Below are 26,334 nucleotides of genomic sequence, written 5' to 3' on the forward strand. Positions count from 1 at the left end.
TTCGTAATTCGTAATGGACTTCGTCCCGCTTCGCTAACGTAATTCGTAATACCGCTACGCGGAAGCAAGCTACGTAACGATGCTCCCCCCCGCTACGCTAACGTAATTACAGAATTTGTCTTTTGTCCTCAGATTCTCTTGTTGATAATGTTGGTAAAATTTTTTTATACTGGATTGATTTTAATTCGGCGTAGCTTTGTAGTTTTGACATTGTTGATATGTCTGCTTTTTACGGTGGCTAATAATGCGATCGCCGCAACTTCCACTGGTGATTTACTAAAATCGCCAGCTACAGAAATCACCATAAGTTTAGGTAATTCTGCTAATGAACTTAAATTTGAACCCAATCATTTAGACTTTGTAGCCGGGAAACGTTATCAACTAAAATTAACTAACCCCAGTCAAATGAAACATTACTTTACAGCTAAAGATTTTGCTGACGTTATCTGGACGCAAAAAGTCGAAGCCGGGAAAGTAGAAATTAAAGGCGCGATTCATGAACTAGAACTAAAACCTGGTGCAGTAGCAGAATGGGTATTTGTACCCATGAAACCAGGGAAATATAGCTTACACTGTTCTATCCCCGGACACACAGAAGCTGGGATGATAGGGGAGATTATGATTGCTGGCAAATAGACAAGGGAGACAAGGGGGACAAGGGAGGCAGGGGAGTTAAATCAGTGATTAAGTAACTGATGATGCCCAATGCCCAATGCCCAATGCCCCATGCCCCATGCCCCATAACCAACAAAAAATTAAGTTAACGTAAACATAGATAGTATTTCTCAACTAAACTTTAGATAAAAGACTGCAAAATTAGCTTTAAGGCGCAAGTAATTATTAGGTTTCCATGAACATCCTCACCAACTTACTTTCTCACGCACCTAAACCCGTAACTCCCAAACAACGCCGAGGCATTGAAATTAAATCGCCGCGTGAAATTGAGATTATGCGGCAATCAGCAAAAATTGTTGCTACTGTCCTCAAGGAAATTTCGGAGTTAGTCAAACCCGGTATGACTACTGCCGACTTGGATGCTTACGCAGAAAAGCGCATCCGGGAAATGGATGCAACACCAAGCTTTAAGGGATATCACGGTTTTACTGGTTCTATTTGTGCCAGCATTAATAATGAAGTCGTGCATGGTATACCAAATCCCAAAAAAGTCATTCGGGCTGGGGATGTTTTAAAAGTAGATACAGGTGCTTATTATCAAGGGTTTCATGGAGATTCTTGCATTACCATCGCCGTGGGTGAAGTTACCCCGGAAGCTGCTAGACTAATTCGAGTTGCGGAAGAAGCACTTTATAAAGGTATTGAACAAGTTAAAGCAGGCGCATACTTGCTTGATGTGGCTGGTGCAATTGAAGATCATGTGAAAGCACATGGTTACACTGTGGTAGAAGAATTTACCGGACATGGTGTCGGACGTAACTTACATGAAGAACCATCAGTATTTAACTACCGCACACGGGAAATGCCTAATGTGAAACTTCGTGCGGGTATGACTTTGGCTATTGAGCCAATTTTAAACGCTGGTTCTAAACATACACGCACTTTAGCAGATCGATGGACGGCTGTAACTGTAGATAATTCCTTATCAGCCCAGTTTGAGCATACAGTTTTGGTCACGGAAACAGGTTATGAAATTTTGACCGATCGCAGTAAAGTTTAATATCTAAAATATAACCAACAGCGATCGCATTAGTGAAGTGCGATCGCTTTTTACTGCTTAGTCTAAGCTCCAGTCACAAGGAAGAATGAAAATCACTTTTCCCATCCCTAATGCCCACTTTTAAGGCAGTTCTAAAGTTTGTAAGTAGCCGTCATGAACTACATACACCAGAACACATGAAAAAGTCTTTCCCTTACACCCCTATACCCTTACACCCCTACACCCCTTTTTCAAGTCAGAACGGTGTAAATAATTAAAGGTTTGTAGTAAGGACTTTAGTCCTCTCATAAGGACTAAAGTCCTTACTACGAACTAAATGTAATTTTTTTACATTGCTTTACATAGTTCGGTTTTTTCAAGTGGTTCTACTTAATCCAAAATACAAAATCCAAAATTGGCATGACTCGTATTGTTATAACTACCATCAGTTCTCTAATCTGTAAATTCCTCAATGTCAGTTGTGTCACATCCAGAGTTATGATTGTCTCGTCGTAGCCAATATTTTCTTTGCTATAGCTTTGCTGAAATCAGCATCTCACCATTTTTATAAATATAAAATTATTATTAGGTTTAACCTATGAGTGTTGAAAAAATTGAATGGTTGCAAATGGCTGTTCGCGTCAAAGGTTCAGTTATTGCATCAATATATAAACGGGTAATTGGCTGCGGATTGTTTGGAGTTTTCGTTTCTGTAATGTATTATTTCAAAGTGCCTGTATCTCAGCCAATTTTAGGTACTATTATTCCTAGTATTGTTTTAGGTTTATTATTAGTTTTTCGTACCAATACAGCCTATGAAAGATTTTGGGAAGGCAGAAAATGTTGGGGTTCGATAGTTAATACTGTTCGCAATATAGCAAGACAGATTTTAGTATCCGTTAAAGAAATTTCAAACGAAGATAAAAAAGATAAAATTGCGGCTTTATATTTATTAGTTGGTTTTGCGGTAGCTACTAAATTACATTTACGGGGAGAACCAGTAAATAATGAATTAGAAGATTTGATGTCATCTGCTAAATATTTTAAACTGAAAAACATGAATAATCCCCCCTTAGAAATAGCGTTTTGGATTGAGGATTATTTACAAAGGCAATATGAGCAGAATTGTTTAAATTCCTATCAGTTAACCGCTATTCAGCAATTATTAAATAATTTAGTAGATAATTTAGGAGCTTGTGAGCGCATTTTAAAAACTCCCATGCCTTTGGCTTATTCGATTCATTTAAAACAATTACTATTACTGTATTGTTTGCTTTTACCATTTCAAATGGTAGAAAGTTTAGGATGGTGGACAGGTGCAGTTACAGCGTTGGTAAGTTTTACCTTATTTGGCATTGAAGCCATTGGCTTAGAAATAGAAAATCCCTTTGGTTACGATGCCAATGATTTACCACTAGATGCCATTTGCCAGACCATGAAACGGAATATTGATGATTTAATCAATTTATATGTAATGCGATCGCCCGAAGATGCCCAATTATCCCTTTTGCCTCCTGAATTGTAATTGGGTATGGGGCATGGGGCATTGGGCATTGGGGTAAATAATTCTCCCTTGTCTCCCTTGTCTCCCTTGTCTCCCTTGTCTCCCTTGTCTCCCCCTGCTCCCTGCTCCCTTGCTCCCTGCCCCCTACACCCCTACACCCCTACACCCTCCTAATAGCCACTTCCAACCCTTCACATACACCAGCGAGAAAATCTAAATCTAACGTCGCAATTGTATCGCTGGGTTGATGATAGTGAGGGTTACGCAAAAAGGCGGTATCTGTCACCATCATTGCGGGATAACCTGCATCCCAAAATGGTGAATGATCGCTTAATCTAGTTTGACGCACAATCAAACCCCTATTCGGCACTGGTAGCCACTGACTGGATATTCCCGCTTGGCGAATACTGCGACTCATGCGAATTAAATCAGGAATTGTTCGCAAATTACCAATTAAAGCAATAAAATCCCCTGTATCTGGGTAAAAACGTTCTAAAGGTGGGGGATAACTTTGGCTACCAAGGGTAAAATCACGATATCCTAACATTTCTAGAGACATCATCAAACGTAGTGGTTGCTGTTGTTGTCGCAATAAGGCTGCATAGTCAGCACTACCCAACAGCCCATATTCCTCCATATCAAATGCCACCAGTCGCAAGGGATATTTAGCGGGTTGTGCAGCAAACTTACTGGCTAATTCCAGTAATACAGCCACACCTGTAGCATTATCATCAGCTCCTGACGTTCCTGGTACAGCATCATAATGTGCGCCAATTAAAATGGGAGGTAAATTCTTGCTTTTCGCTATCGATTGGGCAGGTAAGTTAAGAATGAGATTATGAAAATCTCTATTGTTCACAGCAAAGGTGTGGATTTCCACACTTCCCCATTGAGAAAATTCTTGGCGGATGTATTCTTGAACAAAGAAATGTCCGGCAGTCGCTAGATAAGGATCGCGTTCTCGCGCTATCTGTTGGAGGTGATTATATAATCTTGTTTGTAAATTCAAGTGTTTATCAAAAAAAATAATCTCAAATTGATCATGCAGGCATCAAGCACAACAAATCAAGTTGAAAGTCGCTTGATCTTGAATGGTAAGTTGTACGGGCTGATTGAGCAATGTATCTGTTTTCCCTAAGAATATCTCGCAGAATCCGCCCCTACTGATTAATAACTCATGACTAATGACGATCATGTGAATGTTATTCTAGTGTTGCAACTAACTCCTCAAGCTTTTACGCCTCCAACTTTTGCTGCAATCACCCCTATTATACTATTGGGGAAATCTTACCTTGTAGCACTAAGCTAGAGGTCGTCCCGCCCAATCATAATATATGTATAAGACGCACTAGGAGAAAAGTAACGCATGGGCAAGGTAGTCGGCATCGACTTGGGTACAACCAACTCAGTAGTCGCCGTAATGGAGGGTGGCAAGCCGGTGGTGATTGCCAATGCAGAAGGAATGCGAACAACCCCCTCCGTAGTTGGCTTCAGCAAAGACGGCGAACGGGTGGTTGGGCAAATGGCAAGACGGCAAACAGTCCTCAACCCACAAAATACTTATTTTGCAGTGAAACGCTTTATTGGGCGTAAGTACGGCGAACTTAACCCAGAATCGAAGCGTGTACCCTACACTATCCGTAAAGACGACATAGGTAATATCAAAATTGCCTGTCCCCGCCAGAATAAAGACTTTGCGCCAGAAGAAATCTCAGCAATGGTGCTGAAGAAATTAGCAGACGATGCCAGCACCTACTTAGGCGCGCCAGTCACAGGGGCAGTAATTACAGTTCCTGCTTATTTTAATGATTCTCAAAGGCAGGCAACCCGTGATGCTGGTAGGATTGCTGGGTTGGAAGTGTTGCGGATTCTTAACGAACCAACAGCCGCATCCCTAGCTTATGGCTTAGATCGGGGTTATACCGAAACCATCTTAGTATTTGACTTGGGTGGTGGGACATTTGACGTATCGATTTTGGAAGTAGGGGATGGGGTATTTGAAGTTAAAGCCACTAGTGGTGATACTCAACTAGGTGGCAATGACTTTGATAAAAAAGTTGTTGATTGGTTGGCAGAGCAATTTTTAGAAGCAGAAGGTGTAGACTTAAGACGCGATCGCCAAGCTTTACAACGTTTAATGGAAGCCGCAGAAAAAGCTAAAATTGAACTTTCTGCCGTCAGCGTCACTGATATTAACTTACCCTTCATCACAGCTACGGAAGACGGCCCCAAACATCTCGAAACCCGCCTCACACGTTCCCAGTTTGAAGGTTTGTGTGCTGACTTATTAGGACGTATACGCACCCCAGTAAAACGGGCTTTAAAAGATGCAGGCTTGCGCCCAGACGATATTGAAGAAGTAGTACTAGTTGGTGGTTCTACACGAATGCCAATGGTAAAACAACTGGTGCGGGATATGATTGGCATTGATCCTAGCGAAAATGTCAACCCGGATGAAGTTGTAGCAATGGGTGCAGCTATTCAAGCAGGTATCCTGGCTGGGGAATTTAAAGATGTGCTGCTATTGGATGTTACGCCCTTATCTTTGGGCTTAGAAACCATCGGCGGCGTAATGAAAAAATTAATTCCCCGCAACACTACCATTCCCGTCCGTCGTTCTGATATTTTCTCCACCTCCGAAAATAACCAAAATAGCGTGGAAATCCACGTTGTCCAAGGTGAGAGGGAAATGGCGGCTGATAATAAATCTTTGGGAAGATTCAAACTCTATGGCATCCCACCCGCACCTAGGGGCATACCTCAAATTCAGGTATCATTAGATATAGATGCTAATGGGATTTTGCAGGTGACAGCCTTAGATAGAACCACCGGCAGAGAACAGAGTATCACCATTCAAGGAGCTTCTACCTTGAGTGAAGCAGAAGTGAATCGGATGATTCAGGATGCTCAAAAATATGCTGATATTGACAGGGAACGCAAAGAAAGGGTAGAAAAACGCACCCGTTCCGAAGCTTTGATTCTCCAAGCCGAAAGACAACTCAGAGAAGTCGCCTTAGAATTTGGGATGCAGTTTGCCCGTAACCGTCGCCAACGCATTGATAACATTTGTCGAGAACTGAAAGAAAGTCTCAAAGAAGATGACGATCGCGGCATTGATCAAGCTTACGTAGATTTACAGGATGCTTTGTATGAATTGAATCGAGAAGTCCGCGAGTATTATGCCGAAGACGAAGACGACGACTTATTCGGTACAATCCGCGATATCTTTGTAGGCGATAAAGAAAAAGACCGCGATCGGGACTATTACAGAGATAATTACCGCGACAATTATCGAGAACGCGACCCTTATAATCGAGACTACAACGACAGAGATTATGGACGCGATCGCCGTTCCCCCTACGATAATCCTCCCCCCCGCCGTCAACCTCGTCCCAGTTATCAAGATAATTGGGATGATGATGATGATTGGCTGTAACTGTATAGGGCATTGGGCATGGGGCATTGGGCATGGGGCATTGGGCATTGGGCATTATTCAAAATTGAAGAGTTTTACTCCCCCTGCTCCCCTGCTCCCCTACACCCCTATACCCCTACACCCCTACACCCCTACACCCCTACACTTCTATTTCCTGAATTTGGATTTAGTAATTGGTAATTAGTATTTAGTAATTGAGCATTAATATGAATCCATTACTAAATTAAAGATTACTAAAATCTCAACTTTAAAAGTTAAATAAATGAATATGCAAAATTTGCAGAATTTTCGGGATTACTACGAAATTTTAGGAGTAGCAAAAGATGCTACTAATGAAGAAATTAAAAAGAATTATCGGCGGTTAGCTAGACAATACCACCCTGACCTTAACCCAGGAAATAAAGCAGCAGAAGAAAAATTTAAAGATATTGGTGAGGCTTACGAAGTCCTTTCTGATACAGCTAAACGCGCCCAATATGACCAATTTAGTCGCTATTGGAAGCAAAAAGGCTTTAGTAAACAAGCACCAAAAACTAAAACTTGGGAACGGACAGGAGAACGGAATGGCAATCAAAATGTAGATCCGAGTCAGTTTGCCAATTTTGAGGATTTTATTAATCAAGTTGTGGGTGTAGGTGGTCGCAAAGACACTAAAAATGGGACAAGTAGCAGCACTACCACTGACCCATTTCGTAGCCCAAAAAGTAAAGTTCAATATACAGTTCCCAAAAATCCACCACGTCCCGCACGGCGAGATATTGAAGCGAGATTAACCCTGCCACTAGAAAAAGCTTATCAAGGTGGTACAGAACGGATTAGATTAGAAGATGGGCGATCGCTAGAAGTTAATATGCCCCCCGCTATGGTGACAGGGCAAAGTATTAGATTGCGAAATCAAGGTATTGGTGGTGGGGATCTCTATTTAAAAATTACCGTTGAGCCACATCCGTTATTTAAACTAGAAGGTGCTAATATCTCTTGCCAAGTACCAGTAACACCTACTGAAGCTGTTTTAGGCGGACAAGTAGAAGCACCCACCCTAGATGGGCCTGTGAAAATGACCATTCCCCCAGGAGTTCGATCTGGTCAAAGATTTCGCTTGGCAAATAAAGGTTATCCCACCGAAGATGGTAAACGTGGTGATCAATTGGTAGAAATTCAAATACTTACCCCAAAAAGCATTAGCCAGGAAGAAAAGGAACTTTACGAAAAATTGCGGCAAATTGAAACCTTTAAACCCCGTGCTAATTTATTGGGTTAAGATTTTGCTGTAAATTTTTATTGATAGCATGAGGCTACAGCAGTTGACGCAATTCCTCAATTGAGTTGGCTGTAATAATTTGGCGTAAAATTTCCTTCAATTCTGTTGTATCGCTAATTTGATTGATTTGTGGCAACAATTGCAAGCCATCCTCACCAAATTTGACATCTAAATTAATTTCGATACTCGCAATCAATCCTTGTCGTTCCCCGCGTGCTTCCCCGCGTGCTTCTCCGCGTGCTTCTCCTTCACGCAGAATTTCCTGATACCAGGGCGATTCACGTAGTACAGTCATATCCCACCTCATAATTTCCTGAACTAAGGAACTCTCTAACACAAACGTAGCAAAAAAAGCTAAAACTGTTTCTAATTGATTCAACTGTTCATCTGCACGCAGAATTTGCAATGCTGCTCGAATCACAGACTCATCCTCACCACCTTTGAGAATCGGGACGAATGGTAATAAGGGGGGTAACGGTTGTTGCAAGGCAATATTGACATCAACTTCCCACAGATTAATTACACGATAATCTTGGATTGCTCGTAAACCTGCTAGATTTGATGTAAAACTTGTAGGTATTTCTTCGTTACTGGTTTTGAGAATATTAATTAATACAGGGTACGTAGGTAAATTATATTTTTCTTCCGCCAGTGCTGCATAAGCACGGATTCGGCGTGGCATTTGCCGTTGGTAACGTAATTGTAATTCGTTGAGGACAAGAAATTCTCCGTATTCAGGACTGTTGACACGAACTAAAACATCACTTTGTCTGCTAATCCACTGAAATTCAGAGTTGAGAATCTCTCCAGCAATAATATCAGGTATTTGAGTCACCCATTTTACCCAGTTGTCGGGTGCAAGGCTGATTAATTTTTTAGTGCTGACATCTGCGGATTTATTCATCGAGTTATAGATGCACTCAGTCGATGAAATTGATCGTAACTTAGTACGGGTGAGAGGTTTAAAATATTAGAAAAAACTTGATAGCAAGGTGAATCAAACAGCCGTGAATCAAAATGGGACAATGCCACAAAGCAGTGAACCCAACTATTACTTATTGCTAGGGCTACATCCCTCAGCATCCGTAATCGATATCCGTCGTGCTTATCGGGAACTGAGTAAACGCTATCATCCCGACACTACAGAATTACCTGCTGCTGTTGCTACCCCAAAATTCCAGCAAATTAACGAAGCCTACGCCACCCTGAGTAATCCTGAAAGGCGTTTAAATTATGATATCAAGATTGGTTATTCTCGGTTTGGAGTGATTCAAGCTCCACCAGATTTACATCATCCTACTGCCTCTGCTTATGATTACTCAAAATCAGCTTACTTGGATGCGAGCGATCGCCCCCTCTCCTCTGGCGAAATTTTTGCTCTATTCATTTTGGCACTAACTTTTGTAGGCTGTTTACTGCTAGCAGTTACTATTGGCTTAACTCGTGGTGATCAAGCTTTACAAACTCACATACCGCAACCTGTAGTTACACCAATTTCCTATGTGGGGACTGGGGACTGGGGACTGGGGACTGGGGACTGGAAGCAGGGAGAGTATTATGGACTGATGACTGTTGACTGATGACTAATCAATTTTGAATACTTCTCTACGACAGACTGCGCCTTAAGCGAAGCTATGCCGCAGGCTTTACGACAAGTGATATAGTGAGCCTGTCAAACTGCTCAGTACAAGTTTTGAATTTTTATGTCTACATTACCGCCTGATACCCCTTTATATAGTCATCCTCTGCCAGAAATTGAGCAGTGGTTAAAAGATCAAGGTTGTCAACAAGATGAAACACAACTACACTGCTGGCGTATACAAAGGCCGAGTTGGCAAGCGGAATTATCGTTGGATATTGAGCAAATAGTGGTGCGATATATCCAAGCTGGGGAAAATGGTCAAGATATCCAACGCGCTTTCAAATATTCCTTCAGTAGAGAAGATATTGAGCAAGCTGTATTTTCCGGGCCGTGAATTGGGAATTGGGAATTGGGAATTGGGAATTGGGCATTGGGGTAAATATTTCTCCCTTGTCTCCCTTGTCTCCCTTGTCTCCCTTGTCTCCCCCTGCTCCCTGCACCCTGCCCCCAGTCCCCACTCCCCAATCCCCCATCCCTAAACCTTCCCAAATCGCCGCTCCCTTTGCTGATAGGCACACAAAGCGCGGTGAAATTCGGCGCGGTCAAAATCTGGCCAGAGAGTATCAGTAATGTAAATTTCTCCGTAGGCCATTTGCCAGAGGAGGAAATTAGAAAGACGCATTTCGCCACTGGTACGGATGAGCAAATCGGGATCGGCAATTCCGGCTGTGTAGAGGTGGCGTTCAAATACTTCCTCTGATATGTCGTCAGGTTGGAGGATACCTTGCTGGACTTTTTGGGCGATCGCACGGCAGGCTTGTAAAATCTCCTGTCGTCCACCGTAGTTAGTGGCGACAGAAAAGCAGATACCGCGATTATGCTTGGTTTCTTCCATTGAACGAGAAATTTCTGCTTGTAGCGATCGCGGCAAAGCTGCTAAATTGCCGACAAACTGAATTTGCACGTTTTCTTCGACCATTTCCCGCAACTCTTGGCGCAACACTCGCTGGAATAGGGTCATTAAAAAATCTACTTCTTCTTGGGGTCTTTTCCAGTTTTCCGTGGAAAAAGCATAAGCTGTTAATGCCTCAATTCCCCAATCTTTACAACAACGTAGCAAATCCTTGAGGGCATCAACTCCCCGTTTGTGACCCATAATCCGAGGTAGACCTTGGCGTTTAGCCCAACGGCCATTGCCATCCATAATCACTGCAACGTGTTTGGGCAATAGTTCGCGTTTTAAATCTAGGGGCAATTCGTATAGTTCAGTTTGTTGTATTGTCATTTTTTGTCTTGAGAAGCGGTCGAAGGTAATCCAAGTAAACGTGAACCTAGTTTCAGTGCTTTACTACCAATCTGACGACCCAAGCTTAACAAACCAGGAGCAACTGCTTCCCGGTCTACAGTTGGGGACAATCGAGCCTCTAAGGACTCTTTGAGCTTCCTAATGGTGAGTGGCCTATTTAGAGTTCCCCGTTCTGCTAGGGAAATAGAACCAGTTTCTTCTGATACAACGACACAAATACAATTTTCGACTCGCTCAGTAATTCCCATTGCTGCCCGGTGGCGTGTACCCAACTGACGTGAGGCTGTGCGTCCCGAAAGCGGTAAAATTATACCCGAAGATACAATCCGTGAACCACGGATTAAGGTTGCGCCATCGTGCAACAAGGTTTTGGGTTGAAAAATTGTCTGTATCAGTTCTTTAGAAACGTCCGCATTCAGCTTGACACCAGGGACAGAGAAATCCCGTTCATCAATTGGGCCAGTTGTTTCCAAAATTAGTAAAGCTCCTATTCGGTTTTTCGAGAGTTCTTTAACCGCTTCCACAATTTCATCTATTACACTATCAGACTTAGGAATAGTTAGATTGGATGGTTGAAATAATTGCCGAAATTCACCGCGTCCTAATTGTTCTAGAAACCTGCGAAACTCTGACTGGAGAGCAACTGCCATTGCTACAGCACAGCCAATCACTAATTTTTCTAGCACAAAATTTAACAGTGGTAGACCAAACCTGCCGCTTAATGCTGAAGCTAGCATTAACACGATAAAACCCCGCACCATCCACAGTGTCCGACGCTCACTAATGATCACTAGTATCATGTAAGTCAGTGCCAGCACCAATACAATATCCAGAGTCCCCAACAGCAAGGACTGAGACCATCCTAGGTTTGCCAGCCATTGCTTCCACCAATCGTTCATGACCTCTGGGTTACTCTTAATACTTCTAGTCAATAGTCAATAGTCAATAGTCATTGGAGGCAAAAATTTGACTTTTGAGTGTAAGAAAGTCGGAGTCTTCTCTACGAGAGGCTGCGCGTTCACGTTCGCGGAGCGTCCCGCAGGGAAGGGTGTTTCCGTCGTCGAGTCCAAGTGACTGAACCCGCAGGGTTGACTGTTGACTGTTGACTGCGGACTAATTCTTCAATCTTTCCGGTAAGCAATCTTGTCGAATTAAATCTTGATAAGTTTCTCGTTGCAAAATGAGATTTGCTTCGCCATTGGCAACCACAACAGCTGCCGGTCTGGGTAAACGGTTATAGTTGGATGCCATACTGTAATTGTACGCACCAGTTCCCATAACTACGAGAATATCCCCCGGTTCTGTTTTGGGTAGTTGGGCATTTTTGATTAAAATATCCCCAGATTCACAATGTTTACCAGCAATGGTGACTGTTTCTGTAATAGGGGCAGACATTTTGTTGGCAATGACTGTACGATAAACTGACTGGTAAGTAATGGGACGGGGATTATCAGACATACCGCCGTCTATGGCGATGTAGGTACGAATTTCCGGTATAGTTTTAGATGAACCAATGGTGTAGGCTGTCACACAAGCTGGAGCAATTAGCGATCGCCCAGGTTCAGAAAGCAATTTTGGTAAAGGGATATTTTCCACTGCACAAGCTGCTTGGACAATATCACAAATTGCCTTTACCCATTCTTCAATGCTTGGTGGATCATCTGATTCTACATATTTAATCCCCAAACCGCCACCTACATTTAATTCAGTGACATTTAAACCATATTTACCCGCATCCCGTAACCACTGCACCATGACAGCCGCTAAATCTTGATGGGGTTGACGCTCAAAAATTTGTGAACCAATATGAGCGTGTAAACCCACACAGTTTAAATTGGGTTGTTGGCTGACGAACTCAAAAACCTCATTTAAATCGTTGGGATCAAAACCAAATTTGCTATCTAGGTGTCCTGTACGGATATATTCGTGGGTATGACATTCAATGCCTGGTGTAAGTCGTAACATAATCCGAATGGGTGGTATAGACATTCCTGCCAATATATCCACCAAGGTATGTAATTCATACCAGTTATCGACCACAATTGTCACACCAGACTCAATAGCAAAAGTCAGTTCTTCACGGGATTTATTATTACCGTGGAGGTAAATTTTTTCAGGACTTATTCCAGCAGTCAGCGCGGTATAAAGTTCACCGCCAGAAACCACATCAATGCCTAAGCCTTCTGAAGCAATAATCGCATCCACAGCCAGACAATTCCAGGCTTTAGAAGCATAGAGTACTTGAGATGCCCCTTGATAATATTTTTGAAAGCTATCTCGATATTGTTGACAGGCTGTTCTGAGGGTTTCCTCGTCTAAAATATACAAAGGTGAGCCAAACTGCTGCACTAGGGTTGTGACATCACACCCGCCGATGGCCAAGCGACCTTCACTATTAACTGTGGCAGTTAAAGGTAAAAGTTCTTGGTTAGGCGAAATATTTGTATTTACGCTGTCGCTTTGAGGTAAATACTGCACTCCAGCAGATTGAACCCCAGCAGGGTGAGTCGATACCATATTTATATAAATTGTCCTTGTTGAAATTAGGGGCGTGAGTAAGTCTCCCGATCCCAGTTTACAAAGGGTTTGTATTCTTATCCCAATAAAAGTGATTTTATCTTCTAACTTAAAACTGAAATTATTAACCTCAGAGGATCTAAGCGCGATTTTAGAATTAGATCAAGCCTGTTTTGGGGGACTTTGGACACTGGAGGGCTACCAAAGAGAATTAGATAGTCCTAATAGTGATTTACTGGGAATCTTCGCGCCGCACTCTAGTAAAAAATTACTGGGTATGGGGTGCTTCTGGTCGATTTTAGAAGAAGCCCACATTACAATTGTGGCAGTTCATCCCCAATATCATCGTCAGGGCTTGGGACAGGCTTTAGTTTATGCTTTGCTGAAAACAGCTAGCGATCGCAATTTAGAAAGAGCTACCCTGGAAGTCCGGGCTTCTAATCAAGCAGCAATCTCTTTATACCAGAAATTTGGGTTTAAAACAGCTGGGCGGCGACGACATTATTATCAAGACAACGGTGAAGATGCCTTGATTTTGTGGCTATCAGATTTACAAGACCCCTCATTTACTAAAAAATTGTCACACTGGCACAATATGATTGCAACTCAGTTACACAAATATGGTTGGCAGTTGCTTAGTCAATGAACAGGGTGTAAGGGGTGGGGTGTGGGGTGTAGTGAACCCCGTACTTAAAAATAGATTTGATGTTTATGCAACATTTTTATATAATATTAAAGCTCTAGTTGTTTGGTTAACTAGAGCTTTAATAATTAGGATTTTATTGGTCAGACAAAGCCTATTTATGGAGAACTTCTTTATCTTGTGGATTAGGCTCTTTATCCTTGAATAAATCAGCAGTAGCTAATAATAATTCCCGCAGAATTTGTTTAAGTTGACGCTCTTTTCTAGCAATGACTGTACCAGCTTCACCTAGTTTGTTTTCTAATTGCGATCGCTGCTGGTCTACCTGTGTCGCTAAAGCTTCAGCTTGGGGACGCACCTGACTATACCAGTTATTGGCTTCGTCGAGATAATTCTTCACTTCATCAGCACGTCCGCCGTAACGTGCCGCTAAATTAGCACGTACAATCGCTAGTTGTGCTTGTAATTGAGCATAGCGTTTCTTTAATAGTGCTAATTCTTCACTATCTTTGATAGCATTAATCGCTGCATCAATGGCAGTTTTCGTATCAGCAGTTTTTTCTTTACCTGTTTCTGCAATTTCTGCTAAAATTCCATCAACATCTTGTTGAATTTTTTCTTCTTCACTATCTATTTGAGCTTGCAGCTTTTGCAATTCTGACTGAGTTTTCACTATAGATTCATGTCTTTTGGTGTTAACTCCTTCAATTGCTCCTTCAATTGATGCTGTGACTTCTTCTTTTAACTCAGTGCCTCTATCTTGAAGATTATCAATTACCACTGAAACGGCATCTTTGACAATCGCACGGATGTCATGCGAACCTTCTTTAAACTCAGCAGTTACTTGAGCAACTGCTGATTTCACAATTTCACGAATGCGTTCAGTTCTTAACTGACCAGTAGCTTTTGCTTGCTGCAAATCAGATTGTATTTGTTCTTTGATATTAGTCATTGTCAACTCTATTATTTAGCTAATCATAGTTTTATAAGAATATTATGATGTGTATTCTTCAGTTTAGGCACTTCCTTTAGATAGAATTTGGCAGGGTTATAAGCCCAACTAGCTGCGGTAGCATTGATAATATCTGTGTCAGCAATACCTCCAGCTTCACTAATGCCTACTATATGAGAAGATAGGTATTGGTTGATAATTATGATAATTAACAGGAATAATATCCGTGAAAAAAATAATCACATTATTATTTATCATGTTATTTATGACGACTACCTTTGCATTACCTGTGAATGCCGCAGATACGGCCAATGGTGCAAATATCTTTAGTGTTCACTGTGCTGGTTGTCATATTAATGGTGGTAACATCATCAGACGGGGTAAAAACTTACAAAAAAAAGCCCTAAAAAGATATGGGATGGATTCAATAGAGGCAATTACAGCCATTGTAACTAATGGTAAAAGTAATATGTCCGCATTCAAAGACCGCCTCAGTGAGCAAGAAATTCAAGATGTTGCTACTTATGTTTTAGAACAAGCCGAAAAAGGTTGGCGTTAGTCAATTAAAAATTAAAAATTAAAAAACAATGAATCTACCAATAGAAAGTCGCTTACAATTTAGGCCTGATTTAAATATTTGTCGGATATTAAATGGAATGTGGCAAGTATCGGGCGCACATGGCAAAATTAATCCCAAAGCTGCCATTGAAAGTATGTTTAAATATGTCGATGCAGGTTATACAACTTGGGATTTAGCAGACCACTACGGCCCCGCAGAGGATTTCATTGGAGAATTTCGCCGTCAGTTAGCCGCTACCCGTGGACAAGCAGCTTTATCTCAGATACAAGCTTTTACAAAATGGGTGCCTCGTCCTGGGAAGATGACGAAGAAATTTGTTGAGGAAAATATTGATATTTCTCTGCGAAGAATGGATGTTAAATCTTTAGATTTAATGCAGTTTCATTGGTGGGAATATCAAGATAAAAATTATTTGGATGCTCTCAAATATATGGCTGAACTGCAAACTGAGGGCAAAATTAAACATTTAGCTTTAACTAATTTTGATACCGAACATCTGCAAATTATTACCGACGCAGGCATTAAAATTGTATCGAATCAAGTACAATTTTCTTTAGTTGACCGTCGTCCCGAAGTGAATATGATCAAGTTTTGTCAACAGCATGACATTAAAATTTTTACTTATGGTTCACTTTGCGGTGGGTTTCTATCAGAAAAGTATGTAGGTAAACCAGAACCACGTAGTTTTGATTTAACTACAGTCAGCTTACGAAAATACAAAAATATGATTGATGGTTGGGGTGGTTGGCAATTATTTCAAGAGTTATTATCTACCCTCAAAGCCATCGCTGATAAACATAAAGTTAGTATTGCTAATGTTGCAGTCAGATACATTTTAGATCAGCCAGCCGTCGGTGGAGTGATAGTTGGTGCAAGACTGGGGATAGCTGAACATATAGAAGATAACGCCAAAGTGTTTAGTTTTAATTTAGATACTGAAGATAGCGATCGCATCAATAGCATATCCCAAAAATCACGGGATTTGTATGAGCTAATTGGTGATTGTGGTGATGAATATCGGAGGTAATTCGTAATTCGTAACGATGCTCCGCCCCGCTACGCTAACGTAATTATATAGGTGGTTTATGAACAGTGTTCTTCTCGCTGGGAATTTACGGAAGGTGCATCACATTGCGCTAAATGTGAAAGATATGCAGGCTTCTCGGTATTTTTACGGGACTATTTTGGGATTGCATGAACTGACTGGGGAGGAAGTTCCAGCTACTTTAGTGGAACTAGTCGCGGAGGGAAAAGTTGCTAACTTTGTTACACCAGACGGTACAATTTTAGATTTATTTTGGACACCGGATTTAACACCACCAAATCCAGATCCAGAACAGGGTTTTACTAGAGCATATCACCTCGCCTTTGACATTGACCCGCAATTATTTGAAAAAGCTGTGGCAGTTTTGCGAGAAAATCAGATTGCGATCGCGCATGGCCCAGTCAGTCGTCCTACTGGTAGGGGTGTGTATTTTTATGACCCCGATGGCTTTATGATTGAAATTCGTTGTGACCCACAATAGTAAATATGTCAGCAAAAATATTTCAGGTAATTGAAGACGTAATTCAAAAACCACCCATTCCCCACGAACCACATAAACAATCATTAAAAGCTTGGGCAATGTATTGTTTAAGAGACAGAGGGTTTATCGTTGTTTATGCCCAAAATGCCGACTTTGCCATTGAACCTAAAGGTGCAAACAAGCTTTATTTTAAAGTCACAACTAATCAAACTGATGTCGATGATGCTTTTAATTGGATAGTTTGGGATAGCGCAACTCAAACCGCTAGCCTCATTCCAGCCAAGGGAAATTAACGGAGTAGGGGATGGGGAATATTTAACCAAAACTAATGAAAACGTATCAAATCATACTAGATACAAATGTCTTACTGGCTGGTTTACGCTCTCGACGTGGTGCATCTTATAAACTATTAACAATACTCAACAACAACCGTTGGCAATTAAATATTTCGACTACTTTAGTATTTGAGTATGAGGAAATCCTTAAACGAGAACAAAGGCAGTTAGGTTTAAGTTTGGAAGATATTGATAATGTTATTGATGCTCTTTGTGCTATTGGCAATAAGCGTAAGATTTTTTACCTTTGGCGACCATTATTAAACGATCCAGATGACGAATTTTTGCTTGATTTAGCAGTAGAAGCGCAAGTAGATTATATTATAACCTACAATCGAAAAGATTTACAACCTGCTGAGAGATTCGGTATTAAGGTAGTCACACCATTACAGTTTTTACAGACAATGGGAGAAATTATATGACTGACTTAAACGTAAAAATTCCTGAGTCTTTATACAAACAAATAGAAGCCTTAGCAACAAAAGAAAATATTTCAATTGAACAACTTGTAGCAGTTGCTTTATCTGCACAAGTGTCTGCATGGATGACGAAAGATTATTTAGAAGAAAAAGCTAAACGCGGGAGTTGGGATAAATTTCAACAAGTTTTAAATAAAGTTCCCGATGTAGAACCAGAGGTTTACGACAAACTAGATTAAATAAATTCCAGATAAAAAAGTATTCAATATTTAGGCTGTGTCAATTCGAGAAAAACTAAATATAACAAGAACCTTCATCGGGTAGACAAGAGGCAGGGGGCAGGGGTAGACAAGGTAGACAAGGGAGACAAGGAGAGAAGTCTGAGCGGAGGTTTCCTCCGAACAGAACTTCAGGGAGACAAGGGAAAGAATTTTAGATTTTAGATTTTGCGGAAAGTCTGAGCGGAGGTTTCCTCCGAACAGAACTTTCCAAGACGGATTTTAGATTGAAATCCAATCCAAAATCCAAAATCCAAAATTGAATTGCCCAATGCCCAATGCCCCATGCCCAATTCCCAATTCCCAATACTATCTCTTAAAAAATCTTTGACGCATCCGCACAGCAAAACTATTCACCTCTGGTATTTTCATTAATGAAGCAATAACAGCAAATACCAAAATCCCCACTAAACCAGATACGCACAACTGCAACAATTGAATAATTAAACCCTGTGTACCTAATAATTTTTGAGTACCCACTAATGTGGCAAAGCTAGCCACACCAGCTACTACACTACCAGCCGTCAATCCTAAAATTGGTAAACTCCACTCACGTAACGGTAAACCATCGAGACGACGGTGCAACAACCATAACAACATTAATATCGAGCTACAATTTACACCTACTGTAGCTAAGACCAAACCAGGTGCGCCGAAAGGTTTTACCAAAATCCAATCTAGTGCCGCATTTAAGAGAATATTAAAGGTACTGATACGGAAAGGTGTTTGTCCATCACCCAAAGCATAAAATACCCGTACCAAAACATCCCGTCCCAAATACGCAAACATCCCAATACCATAGGCGATAAGTAGTGATGAAACTAACTGCGTAGCCTCCTGTTTAAATGCACCACGCTCATACACTACCTGCACAATTGGCACAGACAACGCCACCATTAACGCCCCCAAAGGCAACATTGTCACAGCAGTTAGTAATAACCCCTGACGAATGCGTAACTTTAAATCTGGCCAGTTTTCTGGTTCTGCGAGTTTGGCGAAAATGGGTAAGAGGGGTAACAAAATAATATTAGAAATAATCCCCAAGGGAGTCTGTACTAATAAATTGGCATAGTTAAAACCAGCCGCCGCCCCCTGAATGGGACTAGCAAAATATAAGTCAGTCGCCACATTAATGGGCATCATCCCGGAAGAGACTGTTGCTGGAGTCATGATTTTAATGACTTCTTGCACTCCGGGGGATTTAAAATCAAACCTGAGCCTTAATGTACCGAGTCCTAGCCGCCACTGTACAATTAACTGCACTACCCACTGAAGAATAGCCCCCGCTAAAGTTCCTGCCGCTAAAACTATGCCACCGATGAAGGCATATTCTGGCTTAATGATGTCTTTGCCATACTGCAAAGCCAATACACCAATCCCAATTACCACCGTCACACTAGATAACAGGGGACTAATAGAAAGTAACCAATATTGATTAGCGGCGTTGAGAGTACCAAAACCAATGCCAATCAATCCAGCAAATAAAGCCATTGGGGCCATAATTTGCAGCTGTTGAATAGCGATCGCTCTTGTTTTGGCATCCAAACCATAACCGACAATATCAACAATATTACCAGCAAAGACAATTTGCGCCACTGTCACCAGCAACAGCACACCCCCCACCAAAGTAGTCACCGTTTCTACTAAGGGGGCAGCTTCTTCTTGCTTGCGCTTGGCTAAAACGCTAATAATCGCACTATGTAACGGCCCGTTCACACCCCCTAGTAAGACTAATAAGAATCCAGGGATGACATAGGCATAACTATAAGCCGTAGCAGCCGCACCTACACCAAAAGCAGCTGCTATTGCTTGCTGTCTAATTAAACCAAATACTTTACTAATTAACGTGGCTGCGGCAACAATGCCAGCAATTCCAGCGAAAGAACGAGAGGGTTTTTGGTCTTGATTGCTCACAAATAATACCCGACAACTGTTGCAGTCTGCATCTCTGACTAAATTAAACCGGAAATTTTGCAGCCTGTCAGGCTAATTTTAAGTGATCATGACCAACACAGCATAGGTTATCTGTGTATTGCTAACCCAAAATGGGAAATATAAAAAACGAACATATTTTGAAATTATTCATAGCCCAAACATCAAAAATACCATTTTGTAAAGACACAATTCATCGCGTTTAGAAACATTGCATCTGAAAACTAAATGTTCTCCCTTTGGGGAAATTAGGTATAAAAAATATCCATCATCCCATCTAAAAAACTGACTGCTATGGAATCCCCCACAAATCCACTGTTATTATCTAACACTGAACTACAAGAACAATTAGAACAACAAAAAACCCTAGCCGGAGTAATTCGTAGAATACGGGAATCTCTAGACTTAGATACAATTCTCAAAATTACTGTCCAAGAAGTGCGCCAGTTGTTAAATGCTGACCGAGTTGCCATCTTCCAATTTTATCCTGAGCGAGACTGGGCAGGAGAATTTATTTCTGAAGATGTTGCACCAGATTGGATATCAGCCATTTCAGCTAAAGTCTACGACCACTGTTTTGGCGAAAAATTTGCGGCTCAATATCAACAGGGGAAAGTACAAGCAGTTGCAGATATTTACGCCGCCGGACTCAGTGATTGCCATATAGAAATTCTCGGTAAATTTCAAGTACGCGCTAACCTGATTGTTCCTTTATTAAAAAATCGGGATTTGTGGGGATTAATTTGTATTCATCAATGTAGAGAACCTCGTCAATGGACAGAATCAGAAATTGAATTTATTCGGCAAATTGCTGGCCATCTGACTATTGCCATTCAACAAGCCCAGCATCTGCAAGAAGTTGAATTACAAGCTGCCAAATTAGCACAAGCAGCCTTGCGTGATCAAGTAATTTCTCAAATTGTTGATCAAATTCGTACACCTCTAGATATTGAAACCATCTTTCAAAGCACAACTCACCAAATTCGCCAGTTACTCCAAGCTGACCGAGTTGCTATATTTCGTTTTAATTCTGACTGGAGTGGTAAATTTGTCGCTGAATCTTTCGCTGAAGGTTGGACACCTTTGGTTGATGTGCAACCTGTAATTAATGATACGTACTTACAACAAAATCAAGGAGGACGTTACGCTCACAATCAGACATTTACCGCCAACGACATTTATCAAGCTGGATTAAGTGAATGTCATGTTGTTTTGTTAGAACAATTTCAGGCGAAAGCTTTTGCTACTGCACCAATTCTTCAAAGTGATCAACTCTGGGGAGTTATCGCAGCTTACCAAAATTCTGCTCCTAGAGAGTGGCAAGCTTATGAAGTTGAATCTTTAATTAAAATCGGCACACAAATTGGTGTAGCCTTGCGCCACCACGAGTTATTAGCCCAAGCTCATTATCAAGCAGAACAACATAAGACCTTAACTGGTGTCATTACCCGTATTCGCCAATCCCTAGATTTAGAGATCATCTTTCAGACTACTGTCACCGAAGTCAGGCAGATGCTACAAGCTGATAGAGTAGCCGTTTTCCAATTTGACCCTCAACAAGACTGGGCAGGAGAGTTTATTTCTGAAGATGTCGCCACTGGTTGGGATTCAGTCGTAGCTGCCAAAGTCTATGACCACTGTTTTGGGGAACAATTTGCAGCCCATTATCAACAAGGTCGGGTACAAGCTGTAGCTGATATCTACGAAGGGGGATTAAGTGATTGTCATGTTAAGATTCTAGGCAAATTTCAAGTTAAAGCTAATTTAGTAGTACCCCTACTCAAACAAGGTAATCTCTGGGGTTTATTGTGCGTGCATCAATGTAGTAAGCCGAGAATTTGGCAGCCTTCAGAGATTGAATTTGTCAGCCAAATCGCTGAAAACTTGGGAGTAGCGTTACAACACAACAAGCTTTTATTAGCAGCCCAATACCAAGCAGAGCAACAAAAGACACTAACTAGTGTAATTAACCGGATTCGAGCTTCCTTAGATTTAGAAACAATTTTTCAAACCTCTGTCAGTGAGGTGCGACAACTGCTACAAGCAGACAGAGTAGGAGTCTTTCTTTTTGACAAGCAAACAGATTGGGAAGGGGAATTTGTCTATGAAGATGTAGCTGAGGGTTGTAATTCGGCAGTAGCAGAAAAAGTTTATGATCACTGCTTTGGGGACAACTTTGCTGCATTTTATGCTCAAGGTCGAGTTAATGCGATCGCTGATATTTATCAAGGCCGTCTTCCCAAATGCTACATCCAAATTTTAGAACGATTTCAAGTCCGTGCCAATTTAGTTGCACCCCTCATCATCCAAGAGGGTGAACTTTGGGGACTATTGTGTATTCACCAATGTAAAGCTCCCCGTCATTGGCAAGACTCAGAAATTGAATTTGTCAGCCAAATTGCTGAACAACTAGGAGTTGCTTTAAAACAAGATTCCTATTTAACACAAGTTAAAATTCAAGCCGTCCAGTTAGCAGAAGCTAACGAACGAGAAAAAGCAATGGAACGGCAAGAATTATTAGCTGCAACTATCGATAAAATTCGTCAATCTCTTAATATCAAAACTATTTTTAAAACCACTACTCAAGCTGTGCGGGAGTTGTTAGAAGTAGAACGAGTTGCTATATATCGCTTTAACTCCGATTGGAGCGGTAAATTTGTGGCTGATTCCTTCAAAGATGGCTGGAAACCTGTAACACAAATGCAACCATTAGTTTTACAAACCTTTGAAGACACAGACGAAGATGATAAATTACCCCGCAATGAAACTTTTGTTCCGATTCGCCAAGGCGAACAATTATGGGGATTATTAGTAGCTTATCAAAATTCTCAACCCCGCTATTGGAAAGATGAAGAAATCAACTTACTCGCTCAAGTCGGTGTACAACTAGGAATTGCCATTCAACAAGCAGAATTACTTGAACAAACCAAACGTCAAACTCTAGAACTGACTCAAACTTTGTATGAATTAAAACAAACTCAAACCCGATTAATTCAGGGTGAGAAAATGGCAGGACTTGGACAACTAATAGCTGGAGTTGCCCACGAAATCAACAATCCTGTTAATTTCATTTTTGGTAATCTTAGTCATTTAAATGAATATACTGAAAGCATTTGTCATATATTACAGCTTTATCGTCAACATGAATCTCAATTTCCAGATATCCAAGCAGAAACAAAAAAATTGGATTTAGAATATATCATTGATGATTTACCTAAAACACTCGATTCCATGAAAATGGGTACGGAAAGAATTTTACAAATTGTGCTTTCATTAAGAAATTTTTCTCGTACCGATGATGCTGAATCTAAATCCGTAGATATTCATGAAGGTCTGGATAGTACATTATTAATTTTGGGACATCGCCTTAAAGATAATGGTCAACATCCAGCAATTGAAGTTATCAAAGAATATGGCAATTTACCTTTAGTTGAATGTTATCCCGCACAACTAAATCAAGTTTTTATGAACCTTTTGTCTAATAGTATCGACGCATTAGAAGAAAAGTTTCAAACTCTCTGGAATAAACATTTACAGATTTCCAAAACTTGCCCGCAAATACCATTAACTATTGGGATTAGTACAACAAATATAGATCAGAAAATTATTATTAAATTGTCTGACAATGGTTTCGGTATCCCCGAAGAATTAGCCGCTAAAATTTTTGACCCCTTCTTCACTACCAAAGAACCCGGTAAAGGCACAGGTTTAGGTTTGTCTATAAGTTATCAAATAATTGTGGAAAAACATCACGGTAATATTAAGTGTTTATCTACACCAGGGAAAGGAACAGAATTTATCATTGAACTTCCCTGTAGTCATAGTAAGTAAATATTTTTACTTATAGCTTAATGACTAAGTGATGAGCGGGACTTATACCGTTTCTTGATGAAGATGCACTTTATTCTTTACTGTAGAGACGTTGCATGCAACGTCTCTACATCATTTATTATTAGAGGTTGTTCTTGAGGCTGAGAAACCGGGTGTTTTAAGTTAGTCTTTTTAGCCACAAAAACCCGGTTTCTGATTTTTAAGTTAAACGAAACTTCGGTCTTTTTAGCCACAAAAACCCGGTTTCTGATTAAGCTTTAAATCACCGACAGCCTAAACTTTCTCGTGTAGAAACATTTGTTACAGGATTAATACCTGCGGCTCTTTCGCATAGTAAAGATACCTGATATCTGTCAATAATTGCGTCTGTAAAATCAGCCCCAGTAATATCAGCATCATAAAAACGGCTGCGGGTTAGAGTCGCTTCGGTAAAAATCGCATTTTTTAAATTAGCACCATCTAAAGTTACTCGATCTACCAAAGCACCTGTTAAATTAGCACCTTCTAAATTAGCTTTTAATAATACGCCCTTAGTCAAAATAGAATTGGTGAGATTTGCACCTTGGAAATTTGTCCCCCGCATTTCCGCCGCTACGAAAGTCACACCGACTAAATCAGTGTTTGAAAAGTCACGATTCTCTAGATTAGTATTACTGTAATTAATTGTATTAACTTGAGAAAAAGCTGGCTGGGGATTGATGATAATCCAAAACCAAGCCAGCAATAAAATTACAATTAAGCTAAATAATCTCAGCAAAAATTTTCTCATAACTTTACAAACTTGATTGATAGTCAAAAGTCAACAGTTCAAAATTCCAAGGAATAACTATTGACCCTCCGAATTTTAGATTGTAAATTTTGGATTTTGGATTACCGGATTGAATCTAAAATCTAAAATCCAAAATCTAAAATTGATTGACTTTTGTACATACGACTACACTCTATTAAGAGTATAATCGCCTCCCTACTACTTCCAATCCTTCCCAATACGGATTGTGATGTCTGATTCTAAATCTCCTGTGGATTTGACTTCAACTAAACCCAATCCTAAGATTTTTTGTAGGTTAATTGCTGCCGAGCGATCGCCTTTTTGTACAATAATTTGAGTTTGACGTTGGGTATCAGGCCAAGCTGGGACAGTGTAAATATTTGTAAAGCCTTTCTGTTTCAAGTAAGCAATAACTTTTTGAGTTACTTGGGGTTGATTAGAAGCATTTTGAATAGCAATTTTCAGCTTAGAAACCGGCCGTGTATCTGGTTTCAGACCAGGTATGTCTACGCCTACATAATTATTCAATAGATTTTGCTGCCCGTTTAAATTCAGCCAATAGCTATTGGGATCTTTACTAAATTTGCTGAATGTACCGGGTAACATGGTCATTTGGAAATTATCCCGCTCTAAGTTGACGGAAAAATTCACCAAAGCCATCATTTCTTCTATCTTCAAATTTGTATCAAAATATTTCCGCATCAGGCGGGTTAATTGGGGCAATCTCGGTAAGACTGTAGGACTATGCAGCCTTTGCAACAAGGCCATCACTAATACTTGTTGTCTTTGTACCCTGGGTAAATCCCCTAAACCTTCCTCACGATAACGAGCAAATAGTTCTGCTTGCTCACCATTGAGAGTTTGCCAGCCACTTACTAAACTGACAGTTGCGCCACTACTAGGATCTTGATAAGACATCGCTTTGGGAACAAAAACTTCTACCCCACCCAACTGGTCAACTAATTGTCTCAATCCACTAGTAGAAATACGGATATAACGGTCAATCCGGGCGTTATTGAGAGTGCGGCTAACAGTCCGTGCTGCTAAAACTGGCCCGCCTTTAGCATTGGCTTCTGAGACTTTAGTTAATCCCTGTTCTGGGATAGCAATCATTGTATCGCTGGGAATCGATAATACCCGCATGGTGTTACTGCTGGGGTTGATTCTGGTGAGCAGCATAGTATCACTTTGTCCAGAAAAACTTTCCGGTGAACCATCAACAGCACCTTTGACTGGTTCAATCCCCATAATCAAAATATTCATGGGTTTGGATATCTGATATTGGGAAATTTTGCTCCAAAGTTCCCCAGGTAGGGGCATTTTCTGTTCATCTTGACTAGCAAATCCCAATTCTTCATCGGTGCGGTCTAGGTTACTCCATAAAGGAGTCCACAGTGCCAAGGTGGATACTAACAGCCCAGACATGATAATGCCTAGCACAGATGTCAAAACCCACAGTAACCAGCGAGGCATAGTTAAGCCCAGCCGATCATACAGCTCATTAGGAATTGCCCCTACAGAATCAACGAGATTGCGAGAACTGTTAGGTGTTTCTACTTCCTGTTGAGGTATAATCTCCATCTCGCCTGCTGATGGCGATGTGACTTGATGATCTATACGTTGTAGTTGTGAAGGTCTAACCTCTAAATCTAGATTCGGTATTGCTTGAGGTGTAACTTGATTTTCTGACCATTGAACCTGTTTAATCACAATTATCTCCCCACTTATCCACTCCCTAAAATTTATGTTAATGCAACCCACCAATCTTGCCAGTGTCAGACTGCACTGTACACTTGAAATGTTCTAGCG

General features: G+C 40.8%; 25 protein-coding genes. 15 read left to right on the forward strand and 10 right to left on the reverse strand.

The window, feature by feature from the left end; genetic code table 11:
- Nucleotides 1–147 precede the first annotated feature (147 nt).
- The 3 genes from ACPZ3T_RS21190 (at nucleotide 148) to ACPZ3T_RS21200 (ending at nucleotide 3,179) form a co-directional block, all read left to right on the forward strand.
- Complete coding sequence (locus ACPZ3T_RS21190) at nucleotides 148–636, forward strand: cupredoxin domain-containing protein (RefSeq protein WP_490271430.1); 489 nt, start codon at nucleotides 148–150, stop codon at nucleotides 634–636.
- A 214-nt stretch (nucleotides 637–850) separates the two neighbouring features.
- A complete protein-coding gene (gene map / locus ACPZ3T_RS21195) occupies nucleotides 851–1,675 on the forward strand; it encodes a type I methionyl aminopeptidase (RefSeq protein WP_490271431.1) in 825 nt (274 codons plus the stop codon).
- 577 nt (nucleotides 1,676–2,252) lie between these two features.
- Entirely contained in the window at nucleotides 2,253–3,179 is a 927-nt protein-coding gene (locus tag ACPZ3T_RS21200) for a bestrophin family protein (RefSeq protein WP_490271432.1), read from the forward strand.
- 139 nt (nucleotides 3,180–3,318) lie between these two features.
- On the opposite strand, the gene ACPZ3T_RS21205 is transcribed toward ACPZ3T_RS21200, so the two are convergent.
- The gene (locus ACPZ3T_RS21205; protein WP_490271433.1) at nucleotides 3,319–4,167 is read right to left on the reverse strand and encodes a M28 family peptidase; all 849 of its coding nucleotides are present in this window, start codon (nucleotides 4,165–4,167) and stop codon (nucleotides 3,319–3,321) included.
- 357 nt (nucleotides 4,168–4,524) lie between these two features.
- On the opposite strand from ACPZ3T_RS21205, the gene dnaK reads away from it, so the two are divergent.
- Nucleotides 4,525–6,594: a molecular chaperone DnaK gene (dnaK, locus tag ACPZ3T_RS21210; protein ID WP_490271434.1), complete on the forward strand. Its 2,070-nt coding sequence runs from the start codon at nucleotides 4,525–4,527 to the stop codon at nucleotides 6,592–6,594.
- Between the two features lie 268 nt (nucleotides 6,595–6,862).
- Entirely contained in the window at nucleotides 6,863–7,855 is a 993-nt protein-coding gene (locus tag ACPZ3T_RS21215) for a DnaJ C-terminal domain-containing protein (protein WP_490277308.1), read from the forward strand.
- Nucleotides 7,856–7,889: 34 nt separating this feature from the next.
- Here the strand turns inward: ACPZ3T_RS21215 and ACPZ3T_RS21220 are convergent, their stop codons facing one another.
- Nucleotides 7,890–8,759 (reverse strand): Rpn family recombination-promoting nuclease/putative transposase, encoded by an 870-nt coding sequence (locus ACPZ3T_RS21220; RefSeq protein WP_490271435.1) that lies wholly within the window; start codon nucleotides 8,757–8,759, stop codon nucleotides 7,890–7,892.
- A gap of 121 nt (nucleotides 8,760–8,880) precedes the next feature.
- Between ACPZ3T_RS21220 and ACPZ3T_RS21225 the strand changes: the two genes are divergently transcribed.
- Nucleotides 8,881–9,435: a J domain-containing protein gene (locus ACPZ3T_RS21225; protein ID WP_490277309.1), complete on the forward strand. Its 555-nt coding sequence runs from the start codon at nucleotides 8,881–8,883 to the stop codon at nucleotides 9,433–9,435.
- A 123-nt stretch (nucleotides 9,436–9,558) separates the two neighbouring features.
- On the forward strand, nucleotides 9,559–9,831 hold the full coding sequence (locus ACPZ3T_RS21230; protein WP_490271436.1) for a DUF3143 domain-containing protein: 273 nt from the start codon (nucleotides 9,559–9,561) through the stop codon (nucleotides 9,829–9,831).
- Here ACPZ3T_RS21230 and ACPZ3T_RS21235 read toward each other — a convergent pair.
- The 4 genes from ACPZ3T_RS21235 to lysA all read right to left on the reverse strand — a co-directional run bounded on the left by ACPZ3T_RS21235 (nucleotide 9,756) and on the right by lysA (nucleotide 13,260).
- Complete coding sequence (locus ACPZ3T_RS21235) at nucleotides 9,756–9,986, reverse strand: hypothetical protein (RefSeq protein ID WP_490271437.1); 231 nt, start codon at nucleotides 9,984–9,986, stop codon at nucleotides 9,756–9,758. The genes ACPZ3T_RS21230 and ACPZ3T_RS21235 overlap by 76 nt on opposite strands.
- Nucleotides 9,973–10,722 (reverse strand): undecaprenyl pyrophosphate synthase, encoded by a 750-nt coding sequence (gene uppS / locus ACPZ3T_RS21240; RefSeq protein ID WP_490271438.1) that lies wholly within the window; start codon nucleotides 10,720–10,722, stop codon nucleotides 9,973–9,975. Before uppS ends, ACPZ3T_RS21235 begins: the two co-directional genes overlap by 14 nt.
- Nucleotides 10,719–11,642, reverse strand: coding sequence for a diadenylate cyclase CdaA (cdaA, locus tag ACPZ3T_RS21245; protein WP_490271439.1), 924 nt, complete (start codon nucleotides 11,640–11,642; stop codon nucleotides 10,719–10,721). The genes uppS and cdaA overlap by 4 nt, the downstream gene beginning before the upstream one ends.
- Nucleotides 11,643–11,856: 214 nt before the next feature.
- Nucleotides 11,857–13,260, reverse strand: a complete 1,404-nt coding sequence (gene lysA, locus ACPZ3T_RS21250) for a diaminopimelate decarboxylase (RefSeq protein ID WP_490271440.1) — start codon at nucleotides 13,258–13,260, stop codon at nucleotides 11,857–11,859.
- A 94-nt stretch (nucleotides 13,261–13,354) separates the two neighbouring features.
- Between lysA and rimI the strand changes: the two genes are divergently transcribed.
- Entirely contained in the window at nucleotides 13,355–13,906 is a 552-nt protein-coding gene (rimI, locus tag ACPZ3T_RS21255; RefSeq protein ID WP_490277310.1) for a ribosomal protein S18-alanine N-acetyltransferase, read from the forward strand.
- Nucleotides 13,907–14,057: 151 nt separating this feature from the next.
- On the opposite strand, the gene ACPZ3T_RS21260 is transcribed toward rimI, so the two are convergent.
- Complete coding sequence (locus tag ACPZ3T_RS21260; RefSeq protein WP_490271441.1) at nucleotides 14,058–14,855, reverse strand: histidine kinase; 798 nt, start codon at nucleotides 14,853–14,855, stop codon at nucleotides 14,058–14,060.
- 256 nt (nucleotides 14,856–15,111) lie between these two features.
- Here ACPZ3T_RS21260 and petJ point away from each other — a divergent pair, with 256 nt between their 5' ends.
- From petJ to ACPZ3T_RS21290, 6 genes are read left to right on the forward strand one after another with little or no spacing between them, the layout of a single operon-like run.
- The gene (petJ, locus tag ACPZ3T_RS21265; RefSeq protein ID WP_490277311.1) at nucleotides 15,112–15,414 is read left to right on the forward strand and encodes a cytochrome c6 PetJ; all 303 of its coding nucleotides are present in this window, start codon (nucleotides 15,112–15,114) and stop codon (nucleotides 15,412–15,414) included.
- A 28-nt stretch (nucleotides 15,415–15,442) separates the two neighbouring features.
- A complete protein-coding gene (locus ACPZ3T_RS21270) occupies nucleotides 15,443–16,462 on the forward strand; it encodes an aldo/keto reductase (RefSeq protein ID WP_490271442.1) in 1,020 nt (339 codons plus the stop codon).
- A gap of 58 nt (nucleotides 16,463–16,520) precedes the next feature.
- Nucleotides 16,521–16,961 carry a VOC family protein gene (locus ACPZ3T_RS21275; RefSeq protein WP_490271443.1) on the forward strand — a complete coding sequence of 147 codons (441 nt, stop codon included), beginning with the start codon at nucleotides 16,521–16,523 and terminating at the stop codon, nucleotides 16,959–16,961.
- Nucleotides 16,962–16,966: 5 nt separating this feature from the next.
- Nucleotides 16,967–17,254: a hypothetical protein gene (locus ACPZ3T_RS21280; RefSeq protein ID WP_490271444.1), complete on the forward strand. Its 288-nt coding sequence runs from the start codon at nucleotides 16,967–16,969 to the stop codon at nucleotides 17,252–17,254.
- Between the two features lie 35 nt (nucleotides 17,255–17,289).
- The gene (locus ACPZ3T_RS21285) at nucleotides 17,290–17,718 is read left to right on the forward strand and encodes a putative toxin-antitoxin system toxin component, PIN family (RefSeq protein WP_490271445.1); all 429 of its coding nucleotides are present in this window, start codon (nucleotides 17,290–17,292) and stop codon (nucleotides 17,716–17,718) included.
- A complete protein-coding gene (locus ACPZ3T_RS21290) occupies nucleotides 17,715–17,954 on the forward strand; it encodes a hypothetical protein (protein WP_490271446.1) in 240 nt (79 codons plus the stop codon). The genes ACPZ3T_RS21285 and ACPZ3T_RS21290 overlap by 4 nt, the downstream gene beginning before the upstream one ends.
- 348 nt (nucleotides 17,955–18,302) lie before the next feature.
- Here the strand turns inward: ACPZ3T_RS21290 and murJ are convergent, their stop codons facing one another.
- Nucleotides 18,303–19,907, reverse strand: coding sequence for a murein biosynthesis integral membrane protein MurJ (gene murJ, locus ACPZ3T_RS21295; RefSeq protein ID WP_490271447.1), 1,605 nt, complete (start codon nucleotides 19,905–19,907; stop codon nucleotides 18,303–18,305).
- A 312-nt stretch (nucleotides 19,908–20,219) separates the two neighbouring features.
- Between murJ and ACPZ3T_RS21300 the strand changes: the two genes are divergently transcribed.
- Nucleotides 20,220–23,756, forward strand: coding sequence for a GAF domain-containing sensor histidine kinase (locus ACPZ3T_RS21300; protein WP_490271448.1), 3,537 nt, complete (start codon nucleotides 20,220–20,222; stop codon nucleotides 23,754–23,756).
- Between the two features lie 262 nt (nucleotides 23,757–24,018).
- On the opposite strand, the gene ACPZ3T_RS21305 is transcribed toward ACPZ3T_RS21300, so the two are convergent.
- Nucleotides 24,019–24,525: a pentapeptide repeat-containing protein gene (locus ACPZ3T_RS21305; RefSeq protein ID WP_490271449.1), complete on the reverse strand. Its 507-nt coding sequence runs from the start codon at nucleotides 24,523–24,525 to the stop codon at nucleotides 24,019–24,021.
- Between the two features lie 198 nt (nucleotides 24,526–24,723).
- Nucleotides 24,724–26,235: an LCP family protein gene (locus tag ACPZ3T_RS21310; RefSeq protein ID WP_490271450.1), complete on the reverse strand. Its 1,512-nt coding sequence runs from the start codon at nucleotides 26,233–26,235 to the stop codon at nucleotides 24,724–24,726.
- Nucleotides 26,236–26,334: the final 99 nt, after the last annotated feature.

This window comes from Aliinostoc maniaoense (assembly GCF_058172895.1).